The organism is Bacillus sp. ISL-46 (assembly GCF_018613205.1).
This window is the reverse complement of record NZ_JAGGQR010000018.1, coordinates 16,350-33,531: the sequence shown is the minus strand read 5'-3', so window position 1 is coordinate 33,531 and position 17,182 is coordinate 16,350. Positions and strand designations below refer to the sequence as shown.

Below are 17,182 nucleotides of genomic sequence, written 5' to 3'. Positions count from 1 at the left end.
TATTTATACCCCTTTATGAAGCCATTCCCAGGCCATGTCCTTGGCAAATGCATCCTTTGATGTTTCAAATACTTCCCGCAAAATCTCGTGCCCATTTGGAAATTGACAGATTGCTTGGCCGGCCTGCGATCGAACCCACCATGTTTGATCATGTAAAAGTTCAATCAATCTCGATATACCTTTTACTTCTTTTAATGAACCCACAAGTTTAGCGGCTACCATTCTTTCTTCCCACTTGGTGGAATATAGAAGTTCTAAATAGGGATCTGAATTTTTTACATAACCAATTTCCGATAATGCCTTTAAGGCTCTCAGCTTGATTTCCCCTTTATAGGTAGAAAAAATATTTTCAAGAAAAGATAGATAATTAATCTCTTTTTTCATCGAAATTACATCAAGAATTGCTTTTTGTAATGGTGGGCTGCTTTTATGAAAATGTAGAATAAACTGTTCAAATTGTTGTTGTTCGAGGCGTATTAAGATATTACGATACTCGAATTCAGATAAAGAATTGTAGTGGATTGTCAGCATTTCAAATAAACTTTCATATTGGAATAAAGCTAGGATTCTCAAGGTATGAATAAGTTCTTCATGGGAAATTCGTTTTTTCTGGGATAGCTTATGTATATCATCGATAAGTAGGCTTAGTTTGAAATCCTCAATATGATAGAGGGTGTTCATCCGGTGACTCCACTTTTTGCTTTTAAGCTGCCTATGATAATACTCTGCTAAATACATGGATGCTAATTCTGATAAACGTTTCTTTTCATCCTCGCCCTCTAAAACTTTACTATACATGCTTAGAAGTTTTTCGGTGGCTTTCCGTTCAAGAACTGATTTAGGATTCATTCCCCTAGAATATCCTCCCTCCATAAGCATCGTAAAAAGGATGGATTGATAATTTTCTATATATTGTTCAATCGCCTTTCTGTTTTTAATATCTATTGCTTTTCTTATCGTTAAGTATATTAGTAAAACCATTAATAACCCTAAAATGGTTATCGTTAGAATTGTTAGGAAAAATAACTCATTTCTCAGCATTCTATTTCATCCCTTTGATTAACCGTTCTATCCTAGATTGAAGTTCTTTAATACTAAAAGGTTTGGTCATATAATCATCTGCTCCAAGCTTTAATGCACGTTCAATGTCCGTTTCACTTTTTCTCCCTGTCAACATAAGGACATGAATATTTCTTCTATTTTCTATTTTTTTTACTTTCTGGAGGATTTCGATTCCATCCATGACAGGCATGACACCATCTAGTATTAAAAAATGATCTCCTTTTTCCGCTAAGCGCTTGGATTCAAAAAATTGTAGACCATTTTCAAATGCTTCAAGGTTCAGTTCGTAATGATTAAAATCCATTACCTTAAGTATTCTCATTAGTATTGTTCGAATAATCGCATCGTCATCAATAACCGAAATGAACAAGGTTTTTTTCGTAATTTCATTAATTAAGCCCATAAACGCTCTACTCCCTGATTGAAAATCATTCACTTATGATGAACAGACCTTCTCAGTATTTGATTCTTTGCTTTTACTATTCCTTTTTTTTCTAACAGTTTGAATGTATCTAAAGTTTATTATTAATAAAACCGTGTGTCACGCGTAAAATACAGAAAGTGTCGAAAAATAATAATTTTTGTCGAATTTCCCCAATTTTGAAAGTAGAAAAAAGGGATCCATCAAATTGGATCCCGTGAGTGCTGCTTTATAAAAGATTTTTTACTTTATTTGTGCAGTTGTCCATTGCTGCCAATATCGATCCTCTAAATTGCTTTTCCTCAAGGGTAACAACTGCTTCAATCGTTGCACCGCCTGGGGTACATACATTATCCTTAAGTTCACCAGGATGTTTTCCAGTCTCAAGAACCATTTTTGCTGCACCCAGTACGGCTTGAGCAGCTAGTCGATAAGCCTGATCCCTAGCTATTCCCTGCCTTACTCCTCCATCTGCCATAGCTTCTATTAGCATATAAACATATGCTGGTGAGGAACCACTGATTGCAGGTACGGCATCCATTAGTTTTTCATCTAGACGTTCGGTTTTACTAAAGGAGTGGAACACACTCTCTATCTCATTTATCTCGTTTTCGGAGAGATATTCATTTGCACAAATTGCACTCATTCCTTCTCCGACCACAGAAGGTGTATTAGGCATAGTTCGAACAACCTTTACTTGGAATCCAAACGACTGTTCAATATCTATTAATGTAATTCCGGCTGCAATCGTTACAATGATTACAGACTGCTTTATATCATTTTTTATTTCTTTTATGACAGTGTCATAGAGATCAGGTTTAACAGCAAGTATGAGTACGTCAGCAAACCTAGCAACGTCCCTATTATTTAATGAAGTAATAATACCGTATGTTCGTTCAATTATTTCAATCGTTTTTTCTGTATTCGCACTAGCCATGATGTTTTCTTTTGGAATCATTTGTGAATTTACAATTCCCCCCATCATAGCCTGAGCCATTTTTCCAGCTCCAATAAAACCTATTTTTTTCTTCATGTTAACTCCCCACCTATTTATACATTTCATTCTCCAGTACGATTATATTTTCTGCGTACGTAATTCTCCCTATTTCTTTTGTATTTTCAACCAACCTATATATATTATCACAGCATTGTTTTGCACCAATAACTAATAACGGCACACCGATAAAATCAATTTTTAAACCTCTAGAGAAAAATCCCCCCATGGACATTGCAAAAGGCACCGTTGGTGAAGTATTGGAGAAGACAATTTTCTCATCAAATTTAAATTTCTCTTGCAGCAATAAACACATTTCTTTTAATGCAGGAACCACATATTTGTTCCTTTTCCGGCCGATAGTGTATACAGAATGTCCATCTTCATCGATCCCATGGAAAATAATTTTCCCAAAATCGGCTTTTGTTAATTTATTAAAATATTTCACATTTAATATTTCTTCTTTCGTAAGTTTCCGTTCAGATTGTGGTAAATGTTTTAAGTGATAGGCTGCAGCTAAAGAAGTTGTATGTGTCCCACCAAAATCATTATAGATATAAATCATGGTATCATCCTTTATTTTTACTATGTATATTATGCACATTAATGCAACTGCCAATTCTTGTTACAGACCAAAGCAAAAAAAAGAAGTTTATCACAAATGGATAAACTTCTTTTACTTATTTATTTAAATCTTTAGGTGAAAATGCTCCTGGAAGTAAGTCTTTTACTTTGAGTTTTAAAATATCACCCTTTAAATTTGTTAGCACTACTTCCATTTCTGCATCACAAAGTTCTGAAATCACCTGACGGCAAGCCCCACAAGGTGAAACTGGTCCTTCAGTATCCGCCACAACAACGAGCGAATCAAATTGTGTGACACCCTCAGAGTATGCCTTAAACAAAGCCGTTCGTTCAGCGCAGTTCGTCATGCTGTATGCTGCATTTTCAATGTTACACCCATGATAAACTTGACCATCTTTTGATAATAGGGCTGCACCAACTTTGAATTTTGAATAGGGGGCATAGGCAAATTCTCTCGCTTTATTCGCTTCAACTATAAGATTGTTTTTTTCCATCATGTTCACGCTCCGCCAAGGAAATTTAATGCTGAACTATTTTTGTAATCCATTCAAGCAGCACGCCGCCAAAGTACACCCCGAAAACCCCAACGACAGCCGAAAATACTGGAGGTGCAGGTAACGGAAGCTTTAAAAATTTAAACAACATACCAACTATTAATCCGGCAATTAATGCCATTAATACGTCTCTCATCAAATAAACCTCACAATAGTATTTTTAGTAATTGCTTAAGGATTGCTCACCTTTACTGATTGAAACACCAGAACTTGCACCAATGCGAGTTGCTCCAGCTTCTACCATTGCAACTGCATCTTCACGACTGCGAACCCCACCAGAAGCCTTTACGCCAATTTCAGGTCCGACTGTTTGGCGCATTAAGCGAATATCCTCGACTGTTGCACCACCTGTTGAAAAACCAGTAGAAGTTTTTACATAGTCTGCCCCGGCTTTTACAGAAATTTCACATGCTCTTATTTTTTCTTCTTTTGTTAACAAGCAAGTTTCGATGATTACCTTTACCAATGCTTTTCCCTTTGCAGCACCCACAACTGCAGCGATATCTCTTTCAACCAAATCATCCTGCTTATCTTTAAGCGCAGCGACGTTAATCACCATATCTATCTCATTTGCACCGTTTTCAATGGCATTTTTTGTTTCAAATGCTTTTGTTTCTGATGTAGTGGCCCCAAGCGGGAAACCAATGACTGTACATACTTTCACTTCTGGGGTATCTGCAAGCATTTTAGCTGCAAAATTTACCCAAGTAGGATTTACACACACCGATGCAAATAAATATTTTTTCGCTTCTTCAACTAATTTTCCAATTTCTTCTTTTGTTGCATCTGCTTTTAATAATGTATGATCAATCATTCTAACAACATTTTGAGTCATAACCAATCTTCCTCCCTGTTTCCTGTATATTAATATAAAGATTTTAATGGCACTTATCACAATGTAACTATATCAAACACATTGAACATTTGTAAATGCATATTTGAACAAATGTAAAAATTAATTTTTTTTAATTCTTATCAAGCAAGAATTGTGCTGTATATTGATCCGTTATGAGCACATTGGCGTACCCGCCTTTTAATGCTCCATAAATTCCCTCAATTTTATTCGGACCTCCGGCTACAAGAATGGAATGGTCCTTTTTCTTTAATTCATTAAGATTTACTCCCAGTGTCCTTTCATTTAGGCTCTCGTTGCATACTTCTCCAGATTCATCAAAAAAACGCGAGCAAATATCACCGACTGCCTTTCCATAAAGAGACTTCAAGTCACTTTCTGTAAAATAACCTAACTGAAATAATAAAGAGTCGGTTTTAATTGGACCAATCGTAAAGAGAGCAATATTGGCCTGACTTCCTAGCTCGAGGATTTTTCGAATATGACGATCAGCCTCCATTGCCTGTTTTACAACGACATGATCGACAATTGCAGGAAGCGGTAGGTTATGGGGGGTTGTATGAAAGGCCTTGCCAAAAAGATATAAAATCTCCGATGCATACGTATTTGTTTCAGCGTGGCTAACACCGCCCTTTAATTGAACAACCTTTACCCCTTTTACAAATTTTTGCTTGAGTTCAACCGCAACATGGTATAAAGTTGTTCCCCAAGTCACCCCAATTATGTCGTCATCCTTGACAATTTCATCAAGATAAACGGCAGCTTTTTCACCTAGATAATTCTTTATGATGTGATCTTCATATTGTGGAATCGAAGCGACAACCGCCTTTTTAAGATTGAACTTTTGTTCAAGCTGCATCGCAAGATTCTCAACATCTTCTGTAGGATCCAAAATATTGATTTGGACAATACCATCACTTTTCGCCTGCTGTAACAGACGGGATACAGTAGGGCGGGAAACTCCGAGCTTCTTGGCAATTTCATTTTGATTATAATCCAATAGATAATATAACTTTGCTGCTTCAATGACTTTCGCTAATTTTTCACGATCCACTGCTATCACCCTATGTTTTAATATTTTCTTAATTGTAACAAAAAAAACAAATGATTTCATTTATAATTTACATTTGTAAACACCATGTTGAATTTAATTTCAATATATTTAAAAGTTGGCTTTATTAGGACGGTGAATTTTCATCATCTAATATGGGGAACATTTATTAAGATATTTATCTGAGTTGTTGACAATACAAAAAGGCATGAAAAAGGCATCCGCTAATCATCAGTTCTTCTGTATAATAAAATAAGGAAAATGATTCCTTTTGAGGAGGCGATACTTTGCAGAAATTAGGCGGATATATATACCAAAAACGTAAATGGGTACTCGTATTTTGGACTTTTGTGATCCTGTTATTAGGATTTTTTGCATTAAAATTACCTTCAGTTCTTAGCGGAAATGGTTTTGAGTATAAAGGCGAATACAATCATACACGTAAACTCCTCGAACAAGAATTTGGACATTCTAAATCCTCCATCATCCTTGTGTTCGAAAAGGATAAAACGGTTAGTGACGAGAATTTCAGGAAGTTCATTCAAGATATATTTGAAAAAATAACGGCTATTCATGACAGTGAACAAATGATTCTTCCTTTCGATCAGGACGGGATGGTAAAGGATAATTATGCCTATGGAGTTCTTACTTTTAACAAGAAGGCGGAGAGTCTTGGAAAAGAAATTAACCAATTAAAAGATGTACTTGAAAATAAAAAGGGCTTAAAGGTCACAATGACTGGTGAACCAATTATTGTTCAAGACCTAAATACTGCGAGTCAGGAAGATTTAGCAAAAGCGGAAATGATCGGTTTGCCGATTGCCTTAATCGTTCTTATCCTAGCGTTCGGAGGTCTTGTTGCTGCCTCTCTCCCGATTGTAATCGGTGTTGTTTCGATATTATGTACAATGGGAACCAATTACTTTTTTAGTTATGGTGCTGATTTAACCATTTTTATATTAAATATTGTTCCAATGATCGGGTTGGCACTGAGTATTGATTTTGCTTTATTGTTTATCAATCGATATAAAGAAGAACTAAAAACCAAATCCATTCAGTCTGCACTTGAAATAACAGTTTCAACCGCGGGACGATCCATCATCTTTTCTGGCCTTTGTGTTTTTATTGGCTTATCGGCTCTTTGGTTTATCAAAATTGATATCTTTCAAAATGTTGCGCTAGGCGGGATGACCGTAGTGTTAATTTCTGCCGTTTGTGCATTAACCTTTCTTCCTGCATTGCTTGCCATATTGGGAACCAAGATCAACAAATTAAGTATACTGCCCTTGGCAGACGAGCAAACAAGTATATGGTACCGATTTGCTAAGATTGTGATGAGGCGCCCTATTCTTATGACAGTTACAGCCCTCGTTATTCTTTTGGCAGGATTGATACCTCTTAAACAAATGGTTTTAGCAATTCCTGGTACTGAATCTCTGCCGCCAAATTATCCTTCACGAACTGCCTTGGAAGTATTTAAGGATCACTTCGTGGCAAAAGAACAGCGTGATGAGAAAAAAGTGACGATGGTCCTAGAAACAAAAGGCAGCATTCTTGAAAAAAACAATCTTGAAAAAGTAAGTGAAGTGATAAAAAAACTTGATAACGAGAGGCTCGTAAATTCTATAAACTCACCATTTTCAGCCACAGGATTACAGGATGTGGACCAACTTTATCAAGTCCTCACCATTGGAAAAAATGCAAAGATGGCTCCTATTTATGATTACTATATTAGAGATAATAAAATGCTTATAGAGGTGTATTTAAAAACAGGCGAACATTCTTCTAAAGCAAGACAATGGGTAACGGATTGGTCTAATAAAGATTTAGGCTTAAAAGCTTCATTTGGCGGACCCATAAAATTTGAGCAAGAAATTTTTTCAGAAATATTCCAAAAAGCTCCCTACGGATTCTTATTGATTGTCATTTCTACGTTTGTAATATTAATGGCAGCTTTCCGCTCGATTCTTATTCCATTGAAAGCCATCCTAATGAATGTGTTAAGCCTGGGCTGCACCTTCGGAATTGTTGTCTGGATTTTCCAGAAAGGTCATTTAGGAATCACACCAGTTGATATTGCCTTAATTTTACCTGTGTTTGTTTTTACACTTGTTTTTGGTCTTTCAATGGATTACGAAGTATTTCTCATCTCGAGAATACAGGAATTCTATTTAAAAACAGGAGATAATAGTGAGGCTACAATTTCTGGTTTGACTTATACCAGTAAAATTATTACCTCAGCCGCTGCCATTATGATTGTCGTTACTGGTGCGTTTGCTTTTACTGGGGTTATGCCTGTTAAGCAATTAGGGGTGGGAATTGCCATAGCAATTTTCATTGATGCGACGATTGTGAGAATGGTCTTGGTGCCAGCCTTGATGAAGTTGCTTGGCGATTGGAACTGGTGGTTTTTTGGCAAAAAAAATAAAAGACTACATAGATCAAGTAAAAAGCCAGCGTAATTTGGCTGGCTTTTACGTTAATTAGCTTTTCATAGTTTATATGTTCTTAGAATAAAGTTCATTTGGAATTTTGCTTAAAACCACATATAAGCTTACCGGCTCTTTTCCACTAGTATTAAAAGACATTTCTTCTTCGCTATTGACATGAATCAAATCTGCCTCTGATACTCCTGATTCTTTCCCATCAATGATCATGGTACCACTGCCTGCTACGACATAAATATAAACTTCTGTTCCTGGATGCTTATGTGTTGGCAGTTGTTGCCCTGGTAAAAAGTTCAATACAAAAGCAGTCGTTTCACCTTTTTTGTAAATAATTCTTTTTGTGAATTTTTCTTCACTATATTCCATATATGCTTTAACTGAATTCTTTTCCATTCATAACTCCTCCTTGTTGATCTTAATATTTCTATCTTAATTGAAAATGATTTTCAACTAAGTGAACGTAATCACTTTGTGTATATTTCACAATTTTATTATATTATATGGTAAATATAGCTCAAACCGCTTTGACCCATGTCACATTTCACTTGATTGTCAAAAAGAGTCATAATTCTATTAGAAATATGAATACTAAGAATACCTTTAAAGTCAGATTCTTAAGGAGGTATTCTATTTGCATAAAAAAACTTTTCTTATCCTTTTTCTTTTATGTCTTTCGCAAACTTCCTTTTTGTCTATTGCAGAGAGTACACCAAATCAACAAGGAGTAGTTGATTTACGTATCCTAGAAACAACAGATTTGCATGCGTCTTTAATCAATTATGATTATTATCAAACAAAAGCAGACAACCGAATTGGACTTGTAAAGACAGCTACACTTATCCGTACTGCAAGGAATGAAGTCCAAAATTCTTTATTGTTTGATGATGGAGACCACCTTAAGGGAAATCCCCTTGGAGAGTATTTAGCTAGAATTCGGGGAATTCATAAAGGAAAAATACATCCAGTTTATCGTGCCTTTAATTTTTTGGACTATGATGCGGTTGCCATTGGTAATCACGAATTTAATTATGGACTAGATTTCTTAAATGCCGCCATAAAGGGTGCCAAAATGCCAGTCATCAATGCAAATGTTTTCTCTGTTAAAAAGAATGAACCCTATTTTACCCCCTTTGTTATTTTAAAAAGGAATGTGGTTGACCAAACAGGAAGAAAACATGAACTAAAGATTGGGGTCATCTCATTTATGCCAACACAAATCATGAAATGGGATAAGGCGAATCTTGAAGGGAAGATTACTGCAAAACCGATTGTTGATACAGCGAAAGAATTTATACCAATCATGAAGTCTAAAGGAGCAGATATCATTGTCGCCCTTGCCCATACAGGAATCAGCTACGAGCCATATAATGCTGAATCAGAAAATGCTGTCTATTATTTAACAAAAATCCCTGGAATTGATGCCGTGTTAGCTGGACATTCACATAGTGTCTTCCCAGGACCTTTTTTTAAAAATTCTCCTCATACCGACATAAAAATGGGACAAATAAATGGAAAGCCTGTTGTAATGGCAGGGGCTTTTGGAAGCCGTCTTGGGATTATTGATCTCAGAATCCAAAAAAGCAATGGTACGTGGAAGGTAGTAAAAGGGACATCTTTAACAAGACCCATTGCTGATGAGTCAGGAAACTCTCTTGTAAGGAAGGATAAAGGACTATATAAGTTAGTTAAACCTGAGCATCAGGAAACGGTAGATTTTATTAAAAAATTGGGGCTTTAATAGTCAAAATATTTTCTTTACATCCAAAGTATAATTTTATAAAATAATGTAGAATATATATATGGTGTTTTTATTAGGGGGAGTCTGTCAATCAGGCTCCTTTTTGTCATTTTTCACTAAAGAAGTGGATAAAATATTTGGGAGAAGAGGTCGCAACATGTCAACTCAAGCACTAATCGCAATTGGGGTATTTTTAATTACCTATGCATTTATTGTCACAGAAAAGATCCATCGCACGATCATTGCCATGGCCGGCGGAATTATGATGGTATTACTAGGAATTGTTGGGCAGGAAAAGGCACTTCATCATATCGATTTTAACACACTCGGATTGCTGACTGGTATGATGATTATCGTTGCCATAACTTCTGAGACTGGTCTGTTCAAATACATAGCAATTTGGGCTGCAAAAAAAGTTAAAGGAGATCCATTAAAAATTTTGCTGGCGCTAGGAATCATCACTGCATTAGGATCAGCCTTTTTAGATAATGTGACAACGGTTCTATTAATGGTTCCTGTTACATTCAGTATTACTAGACAATTACGAGTAAATCCGATACCTTTTTTAATTACTGAAATTATTGCTTCAAATATTGGAGGAACATCGACACTGATTGGTGACCCTCCGAATATAATGCTTGGTAGCGCCGTGAAAGAACTTACCTTTATGGCATTTATTAATAATCTTACAGCCATATCATTCTTTATCTTATTTGTTAATATCGGAATATTAGCAGTCATTTATCGGAAACAGCTTAGAACAACAGACGAACTAAAGGCCAATCTAATGGACTTAGATGAAAAGGAAGAAATAACGGATAAAAAATTATTAATCAAATCATTAATTGCCCTTTCGCTAACTATTTTGGGGTTCTTCTTGCATCAGCTGCTACACATCGAATCCGCAACCGTTGCATTGGCGGGTGCCTTTCTGCTTCTTCTCTTAACAGGGGAAAAATATTTAGATAAAGCATTTTCAAAAGTTGAATGGACAACCATTTTCTTCTTTATCGGTCTATTTGTTTTGGTATCAGGATTAATTGAAACAGGGGTGATTTCGTTATTAGCAGATTACTCTGTCCACCTTACCGGGGGGGATGTTACATCAACATCGATTCTAATTCTCTGGGTTAGTGCAATCGCATCTGCCTTTATTGATAATATCCCATTTGTTGCAACAATGATTCCTATGATAAAAGATATGGGAGAACTCGGAATAAATAATTTAGAACCACTTTGGTGGAGTCTATCATTAGGGGCATGTCTTGGCGGAAACGGAACATTAATTGGTGCAAGTGCCAATGTTATTGTTGCCGGGCTAGCAGCGAAGGAAGGTCATCCGATTACTTTTGGTAAATTCTTGTTAATTTCTTTCCCATTAATGATTTTATCGATCATAATCTGTACGGTTTACATTTATCTAAGATATTTAATTTAGGGGGCGTATGATGAAAGTGGAGTATAAATATAACGAACAGCTTCTCGACTTAAAGGAAACTGCTAACGGCGATGATTTTGAATTCACCCTTACTTTTGTTGAAAATAAATGGAAGAAAAAAATCGAAGAAATTCGTGGGTATTTTGATTCAAATAACATCCTAACTGATATCCATTTTTATATTCACCCGAATAATCGGTTTCAAATAATCGTTAGAAAAGACTTTTATAATGAATTTATCATCCAGTTGTTTAGACAACAAATAGTGAAAGAGATTAAATGGATCTAAAAAATGGCTGCCATCAATCTGGCAGCCATTTCTATTATCGTTTAACGTCTTAATTTTTAAGCTCCTTAAAGCATTTCACGACATTGTCAACTGTGAAACCATACTTCTCAAGTAATATACTTTCAGGCGCAGATGCCCCAAACTGATTGATGGCAATGACACTGCCATTGTCCCCAATATATTCTCTCCATCCAATTGACGAACCCATTTCAATACCAAGACGTGCTTTAATATTTTTAGGAAGGATTGATTCTTTATATTCAAGCGATTGTTTCTCAAAACGATCCCAGCTTGGCATACTTACAACTGATACAAAAATCCCTTCACTTTCAAGCTCTTTTTGAGCTGCCATCGCCAAGGACACTTCTGATCCTGTTGCAAGCAATAAACCGTTAGCATTGCCGTTTGCTTCTGAAACAACATATGCACCTTTTTTAACACCTTCATAAACCGTTTGTTGTGAAAGCGCTAATGTCGGTAAGTCCTGACGTGTTAAAACAAGGGCTGTTGGCGTATCTGTGCTTTCCATTGCTAATCTCCAAGCGGCAACAGTCTCCTTCGCATCCGCGGGGCGAAGAATGGAAATTCCCGGCATTGCACGTAATGCTGCTAGCTGTTCAACTGGTTCATGTGTAGGTCCGTCTTCACCTACAGCGATGCTATCATGTGTAAACACATAAGTAACAGGAAGCTTCATTAAGGCAGCTAGACGAATTGCTGGACGTAAGTAATCAGAGAATACGAAGAAAGTAGAACCAAATACTTTAACGCCGCCATGAAGAGCCATCCCATTTAGTGCGGCACCCATTGCGAATTCACGCACTCCGAACCAAATATTGCGACCTGCATAGCTATCAATATAGTAATTTTTTTCTGATGTAATAAGTGTTTTGTTCGATCCTGCTAAATCAGCAGACCCCCCGATAAAATGTGGGACAACATTGGCTGCCGCATTCAGTGTTTTCCCCGATGATACGCGAGTTGCGATTTTTTCTCCTTCCGTAAAAACAGGTAAGGCTTCTTCCCAATTTGCCGGAAGCTCTCCAATGATCGCGGCTTCAAATTGCTTAGCAAGCTCTGCGTATTCCTTCTTATAACTCGCATATAATTCATTCCAAGCATTTTCTTTGAGTTGGCCATCTAGCGTAAATTGCTTGAAATGCTCTTTTACTTCTTCGGGAACGAAAAATGGCTCTTCATTCTCCCAATTATATGCAGCTTTTGTTAACTTAATTTCTTCTTTCCCAAGTGGAGACCCATGGGAAGCAGACTTACCAGCTTTATTTGGAGAACCATAACCGATCACGGTTTTAACCTCAATTAAAGTAGGGCGATTCAACTCAGTTTTTGCTTCTTGTAATGCTTTTTGAATAGCATCAGTATCATTTCCATCTTCTACACGAATCACTTGCCATCCATAGGCTTTAAATCTATCCTCCACACTTTCAGAGAAAGATAAATGCAAATCTCCGTCTAATGAAATGTCATTTGAATCATACATAACAATTAGTCTTCCAAGTTTAAGATGACCTGCCAGGGATGCTGCTTCAGCAGATACACCTTCCATTAAATCACCATCTCCACAAATACCATAAGTATAATGATTAACTATTGTATATCCCTCTTGATTGTATGTAGCTGCAAGATGTCTTTCCGCCATTGCCATCCCCACAGCCATAGCAACCCCTTGTCCTAATGGCCCTGTAGTTGCTTCTATCCCAGGAGTATGACCAAATTCAGGGTGACCAGGAGTTCTGCTTCCCCATTGACGGAAGTTTTTCAAATCGTCAATGGTTACGTCGTAACCAAATAAATGTAATAAACTATATAGAAGCATTGATCCATGACCTGCTGATAAAACAAACCTGTCTCTGTTAAACCATTTAGGATTCACTGGGTTATGATTCATTTCTTTTGCCCAAAGCGTGTAAGCCATTGGGGCTGAACCCATTGGCATGCCGGGATGACCGGAGTTGGCCTTTTCGATCCCATCAATCGATAAAGTACGAATCGTATTTATGGCTAATTGATCAAGTTTTGTTTCATTAAGTAATGTTGTCATGTGCTATTACACTCCAAATCTATTAATATTGTATATCAACCTTGTTATAGAGCAGTTTGAAAGGCTTAGTTTTCATTACCCAAAGCCTTCCAAACCATTTCGTAAACCTTTTTCAAGGGAATGTTATGTAGTTGTGCAATGCTTTTGCATTCCTCAAACTCCGGAGCTCTTTGCACAACATGTCCCTCATAAATTCCTTCTTTTACTGTCACTTCACCCCACTCAGTTGTAACCTTCCTAAACATTCTTTCTAACCGGTGTACTGTTAACGGATAATAGCGTATTCCTAGTGTGGTGGTTTCCTTAAAAAGAATTTCCTTCATTGTATTTATATGTTTCATCGAGCAAAGCAATTGAAGCAATACGCCTGGTCTATTCTTTTTCATATAAATCGGGGTATAGAAGACATCATTAGCGCCAGCCTCAAACAGCAAGTCCATCACATAGCCTAGCCATTCTCCAGGAATATCATCGAGATTAACTTCCATTTTGACCATCTGATCATCAAGATGCTCATTGCTGGGAGGATGATGAGAGACCATTAAATCATTTCCTTTCTTTCATAAAAAGGATTTAAGAGCTATTTTTACTATTCCCCAATGATGACACGGAGCACATTGGGATGGTTTATAAAGGTCTTCGTTCCAGCACCATAACCAATGGATGTAACCTTCATGGATGGTATGGGGCAAAATTCTTCTGCCAGTACAGCGACAATCGCTGCCCCCGTTGGAGTAGTGAGCTCGAAGCGAATGTCCGATTGTTCAATTGGTACACCTTTCAAAATTTCAAGAGTGGCCGGTGCAGGGACAGGATAAATACCATGGTCAATATGGATACGTCCAGTTCCTACTGGGATGGGTGATGACTTGATTACGTCTATTTCTAATTGATGAATTAAGATAGCAGCTCCGATAATGTCAATAATCGAATCTACTGCCCCTACTTCATGAAAATGGACCTTCTCTAGTGGAATTCCATGGATATGTCCTTCTGCTTCACCGATTCTTTTAAAAATTTTTAAAGCCATTGCTTTCACTGGCTCAGCAAAACCAGCACTCTCAATTAATCCAACAATATCCTTATATGCACGGTGCTCATGATGATGGTGCTCATGTTCGTGGCTATGACTGTGATGATGGTGATTATGATCTTGTTCATGATTATGGTCATGATCGTGCTCATGGTCATGATCGTGCTCGTGATTATGGTCGTGTGTATGGTCATGAGCATTGTTCAATAACACCACGTCAAATTTGGTACTTGTAATCCCATTCTTTACTAACTTTGTCCATGTCAACTTATACTCATCATCAATATGAAGTTTTTTTAATTCTTCTACTAACCGATTGGGATCTGCTCCGGCATCGATAAGGGCTCCAATGACCATATCACCGCTGATACCTGAAAAACAATCAAAATAAAGTGTTTTCAATTTTTTCTGGCCCCTTTTTGTGCAAGTTGATCAATTAATACTGCGTTATATCCCCCGCCAAACCCATTATCAATATTCACGACACTAATCCCGGAAGCACATGAATTTAACATGGTTAATAAGGCAGATAGTCCATTAAAATTTGCCCCATATCCAATACTTGTTGGGACTGCAATTACAGGATGTGATACAAGTCCGCCCACTACGCTGGGAAGTGCCCCTTCCATACCTGCAACTACAACGGAAACCGTGGCATTTTGAATTTCCTCAGCATGGCTTAACAGGCGATGAATTCCAGCAACACCGACATCATAGATACGATGGACCTTGCTTCCTAATACTTCAGCAGTCACTGCAGCTTCTTCTGCAACCCTTAAATCCGAGGTTCCTGCACAAATCACAGCAATATACCCTTGTGGATCCCCCTCATTCGCATGGTCCTCTTTCCAAAAAAGAATGTGTGCTTCTTCTTTGTAGATAAAATCAGGGCAAGAACGTTGGACAATTTCTGCCTTTTCTTTGGAAATACGTGTGACGAGTACTTGGTTGTTTCGAGCTCGTAACACTTGAATAATTGAAACAATTTGTTCAGTCGTCTTCCCTTCACCGTACACGACCTCTGGGAATCCTTGACGTTTCTTACGATGATGGTCAACTTTAGCAAATCCTAAATTTTCAAATGTTGCTAATTGCTCCTTAGCTTCTTTAACACTTAGGGTACCTCTTTGAACCTGCTCTAAAATTTCTTCAAGCATTCGTTCTCCCCCTTAATATACACTTCAAAAATGTTTTGTCATTCCACTTGCCAATTTTTCATAGTTCTCATATATAATTCTATATTTTTCACTATTTTCCTTAATAGGAACGATTGCTTTACCCATTGGAATATTCTTTTTAATCTCTTCAAATGAATTTACTTTACCAGTAGCCACTAAAGCTGTCCAAGCTGCTCCCCATGCTGCACTGTGATAGCTCTCAGGCACATAAATTTCCGCATCGAATACATCTGCCATCATTTGCAGCCACAATGGAGATCTGGATAAACCACCGTTAGCATATATCTTTTGATGTTTCCCAGCTAACCTCTCTAATGCCTTGCCAATTTGAAAGAGGTTAAAAGTGATTCCTTCTAGAACAGCTCGGATAAAATGTTCTCTTTTATGTGTTACAGATAATCCAAAGAAATTCCCTTTTGCCCGTTGATTCCAAATCGGCGCTCTTTCGCCATTTAAATAAGGGTGGAAGATGATTCCGTCTGCGCCAAGCGGAACCTTTTCTGCATCGGCAAGGAATTCGGAGAAGTCTCTTTGGTCGTTCAAAAGGTCTTTTAACCATTGTAAGGCAATCCCGCCATTATTGGTTGGACCTCCAATGATAGAAAAATCTTCAGTAAAGGAATAACAAAAGGTTTCTTGATTTTCACTTATCTTAACGCCTTTTGTGATTTGTCTGATGGCCCCGCTAGTACCAACTGAAACCGCAACTTCACCAGGGAGAATCGCTCCAATTCCCAAGTTAGCCAATTGGCCATCGGCAGCACCAATCACAAAAGGAAGTTCCGGGTCAATTCCCATTTCTTCCGCAATTTGTGGATTAATCCCTGTTAATATCTCAGTTGGAGGGACAATTCTTGAAAGCTGACCATCATGAATATCCGATAGAGATAATAATGTTTGATTCCAAGTATGTGTGGCAGGGTTAAATAAACCTGTCGCAGATGCCATCGAATAATCAATAACCCGCTGATTAAACCAGCATTGTAGTAAATACTCTTTAATCGACATAAAGTACTTTGCTTGGAGGTAGGGTTCATATTTTGTTTCTTTCATCCATAACAACTTAACGAATGGTGTCATTGGATGAACCGGTGTTCCTGTGTTTGAATAAACCTCGTTACCCATTGTTTCGATCACTGATTCTGCTTGTAGATAACTTCTTCCATCAGCCCAAATTAAGGCCGGAGATATTGGACAGCCATTCTCACCTACACAAATCAGTGAATGCATTGCAGCTGAAAACCCGATTGAAATTAATTCATTTTTCTCAATACCAGCTTTTTGGATCGCCTCTTTGATTGCTTGTACAGCTGATTGTTCAATCTCAATGGGGTCTTGTTCCACCCATCCTTGCTGTGGATAATTGAATGTGTTCATTCTCTCGGCTTCTGCGATTAATTTGCCTTGTAAGTCAAATACGCATGCTTTAACACTTGTAGTTCCGATATCAAGTCCAATTACAACTTCTCTTGACATA

18 protein-coding genes are annotated in these 17,182 nt (G+C 37.4%); 4 read left to right on the top strand and 14 right to left on the bottom strand.

What is annotated here, in order from left to right; translation table 11 throughout:
- Nucleotides 1-3: 3 nt before the first annotated feature.
- The 8 genes from J7E67_RS12275 to J7E67_RS12240 all read right to left on the bottom strand — a co-directional run bounded on the left by J7E67_RS12275 (nucleotide 4) and on the right by J7E67_RS12240 (nucleotide 5,523).
- The gene (locus J7E67_RS12275; RefSeq protein WP_214713292.1) at nucleotides 4-1,041 is read right to left on the bottom strand and encodes a HEAT repeat domain-containing protein; all 1,038 of its coding nucleotides are present in this window, start codon (nucleotides 1,039-1,041) and stop codon (nucleotides 4-6) included.
- A gap of 1 nt (nucleotide 1,042) precedes the next feature.
- Nucleotides 1,043-1,465 (bottom strand): response regulator, encoded by a 423-nt coding sequence (locus J7E67_RS12270; protein ID WP_214713293.1) that lies wholly within the window; start codon nucleotides 1,463-1,465, stop codon nucleotides 1,043-1,045.
- A gap of 247 nt (nucleotides 1,466-1,712) precedes the next feature.
- Entirely contained in the window at nucleotides 1,713-2,516 is an 804-nt protein-coding gene (proC, locus tag J7E67_RS12265; RefSeq protein ID WP_214713294.1) for a pyrroline-5-carboxylate reductase, read from the bottom strand.
- Nucleotides 2,517-2,529: 13 nt separating this feature from the next.
- Nucleotides 2,530-3,042 (bottom strand): DUF3189 family protein, encoded by a 513-nt coding sequence (locus tag J7E67_RS12260; protein ID WP_214713295.1) that lies wholly within the window; start codon nucleotides 3,040-3,042, stop codon nucleotides 2,530-2,532.
- 115 nt (nucleotides 3,043-3,157) lie between these two features.
- Nucleotides 3,158-3,556: a cytidine deaminase gene (locus J7E67_RS12255; protein ID WP_214713371.1), complete on the bottom strand. Its 399-nt coding sequence runs from the start codon at nucleotides 3,554-3,556 to the stop codon at nucleotides 3,158-3,160.
- Between the two features lie 25 nt (nucleotides 3,557-3,581).
- Complete coding sequence (locus J7E67_RS12250) at nucleotides 3,582-3,752, bottom strand: DUF1427 family protein (RefSeq protein WP_214713296.1); 171 nt, start codon at nucleotides 3,750-3,752, stop codon at nucleotides 3,582-3,584.
- Nucleotides 3,753-3,776: 24 nt separating this feature from the next.
- Complete coding sequence (deoC, locus tag J7E67_RS12245; RefSeq protein WP_214713297.1) at nucleotides 3,777-4,451, bottom strand: deoxyribose-phosphate aldolase; 675 nt, start codon at nucleotides 4,449-4,451, stop codon at nucleotides 3,777-3,779.
- Between the two features lie 130 nt (nucleotides 4,452-4,581).
- Nucleotides 4,582-5,523 carry a DNA-binding transcriptional repressor DeoR gene (locus tag J7E67_RS12240; RefSeq protein WP_214713298.1) on the bottom strand — a complete coding sequence of 314 codons (942 nt, stop codon included), beginning with the start codon at nucleotides 5,521-5,523 and terminating at the stop codon, nucleotides 4,582-4,584.
- 284 nt (nucleotides 5,524-5,807) lie between these two features.
- Between J7E67_RS12240 and J7E67_RS12235 the strand changes: the two genes are divergently transcribed.
- Nucleotides 5,808-7,982, top strand: a complete 2,175-nt coding sequence (locus tag J7E67_RS12235; protein WP_214732021.1) for an MMPL family transporter — start codon at nucleotides 5,808-5,810, stop codon at nucleotides 7,980-7,982.
- 36 nt (nucleotides 7,983-8,018) lie between these two features.
- On the opposite strand, the gene J7E67_RS12230 is transcribed toward J7E67_RS12235, so the two are convergent.
- Entirely contained in the window at nucleotides 8,019-8,360 is a 342-nt protein-coding gene (locus tag J7E67_RS12230) for a cupin domain-containing protein (RefSeq protein ID WP_214713300.1), read from the bottom strand.
- Nucleotides 8,361-8,598: 238 nt separating this feature from the next.
- Here J7E67_RS12230 and J7E67_RS12225 point away from each other — a divergent pair, with 238 nt between their 5' ends.
- The 3 genes from J7E67_RS12225 to J7E67_RS12215 all read left to right on the top strand — a co-directional run bounded on the left by J7E67_RS12225 (nucleotide 8,599) and on the right by J7E67_RS12215 (nucleotide 11,432).
- Complete coding sequence (locus tag J7E67_RS12225; protein WP_214713301.1) at nucleotides 8,599-9,705, top strand: metallophosphoesterase; 1,107 nt, start codon at nucleotides 8,599-8,601, stop codon at nucleotides 9,703-9,705.
- 157 nt (nucleotides 9,706-9,862) lie between these two features.
- Nucleotides 9,863-11,143, top strand: a complete 1,281-nt coding sequence (locus J7E67_RS12220; RefSeq protein ID WP_214732020.1) for an ArsB/NhaD family transporter — start codon at nucleotides 9,863-9,865, stop codon at nucleotides 11,141-11,143.
- A gap of 7 nt (nucleotides 11,144-11,150) precedes the next feature.
- On the top strand, nucleotides 11,151-11,432 hold the full coding sequence (locus tag J7E67_RS12215) for a hypothetical protein (RefSeq protein WP_214732019.1): 282 nt from the start codon (nucleotides 11,151-11,153) through the stop codon (nucleotides 11,430-11,432).
- 49 nt (nucleotides 11,433-11,481) lie between these two features.
- On the opposite strand, the gene tkt is transcribed toward J7E67_RS12215, so the two are convergent.
- The 5 genes from tkt to J7E67_RS12190 form a co-directional block, all read right to left on the bottom strand.
- Nucleotides 11,482-13,494, bottom strand: a complete 2,013-nt coding sequence (tkt, locus tag J7E67_RS12210) for a transketolase (protein ID WP_214713304.1) — start codon at nucleotides 13,492-13,494, stop codon at nucleotides 11,482-11,484.
- A gap of 65 nt (nucleotides 13,495-13,559) precedes the next feature.
- The gene (gene larC2, locus J7E67_RS12205) at nucleotides 13,560-14,036 is read right to left on the bottom strand and encodes a nickel pincer cofactor biosynthesis protein LarC2 (protein ID WP_168242344.1); all 477 of its coding nucleotides are present in this window, start codon (nucleotides 14,034-14,036) and stop codon (nucleotides 13,560-13,562) included.
- Nucleotides 14,037-14,083: 47 nt separating this feature from the next.
- The gene (gene larC, locus J7E67_RS12200) at nucleotides 14,084-14,929 is read right to left on the bottom strand and encodes a nickel pincer cofactor biosynthesis protein LarC (RefSeq protein WP_214713305.1); all 846 of its coding nucleotides are present in this window, start codon (nucleotides 14,927-14,929) and stop codon (nucleotides 14,084-14,086) included.
- Nucleotides 14,926-15,684 (bottom strand): nickel pincer cofactor biosynthesis protein LarB, encoded by a 759-nt coding sequence (larB, locus tag J7E67_RS12195; RefSeq protein ID WP_214713306.1) that lies wholly within the window; start codon nucleotides 15,682-15,684, stop codon nucleotides 14,926-14,928. The genes larC and larB overlap by 4 nt, the downstream gene beginning before the upstream one ends.
- Nucleotides 15,685-15,708: 24 nt before the next feature.
- Entirely contained in the window at nucleotides 15,709-17,181 is a 1,473-nt protein-coding gene (locus tag J7E67_RS12190) for a gluconokinase (protein ID WP_214713307.1), read from the bottom strand.
- Nucleotide 17,182: the final 1 nt, after the last annotated feature.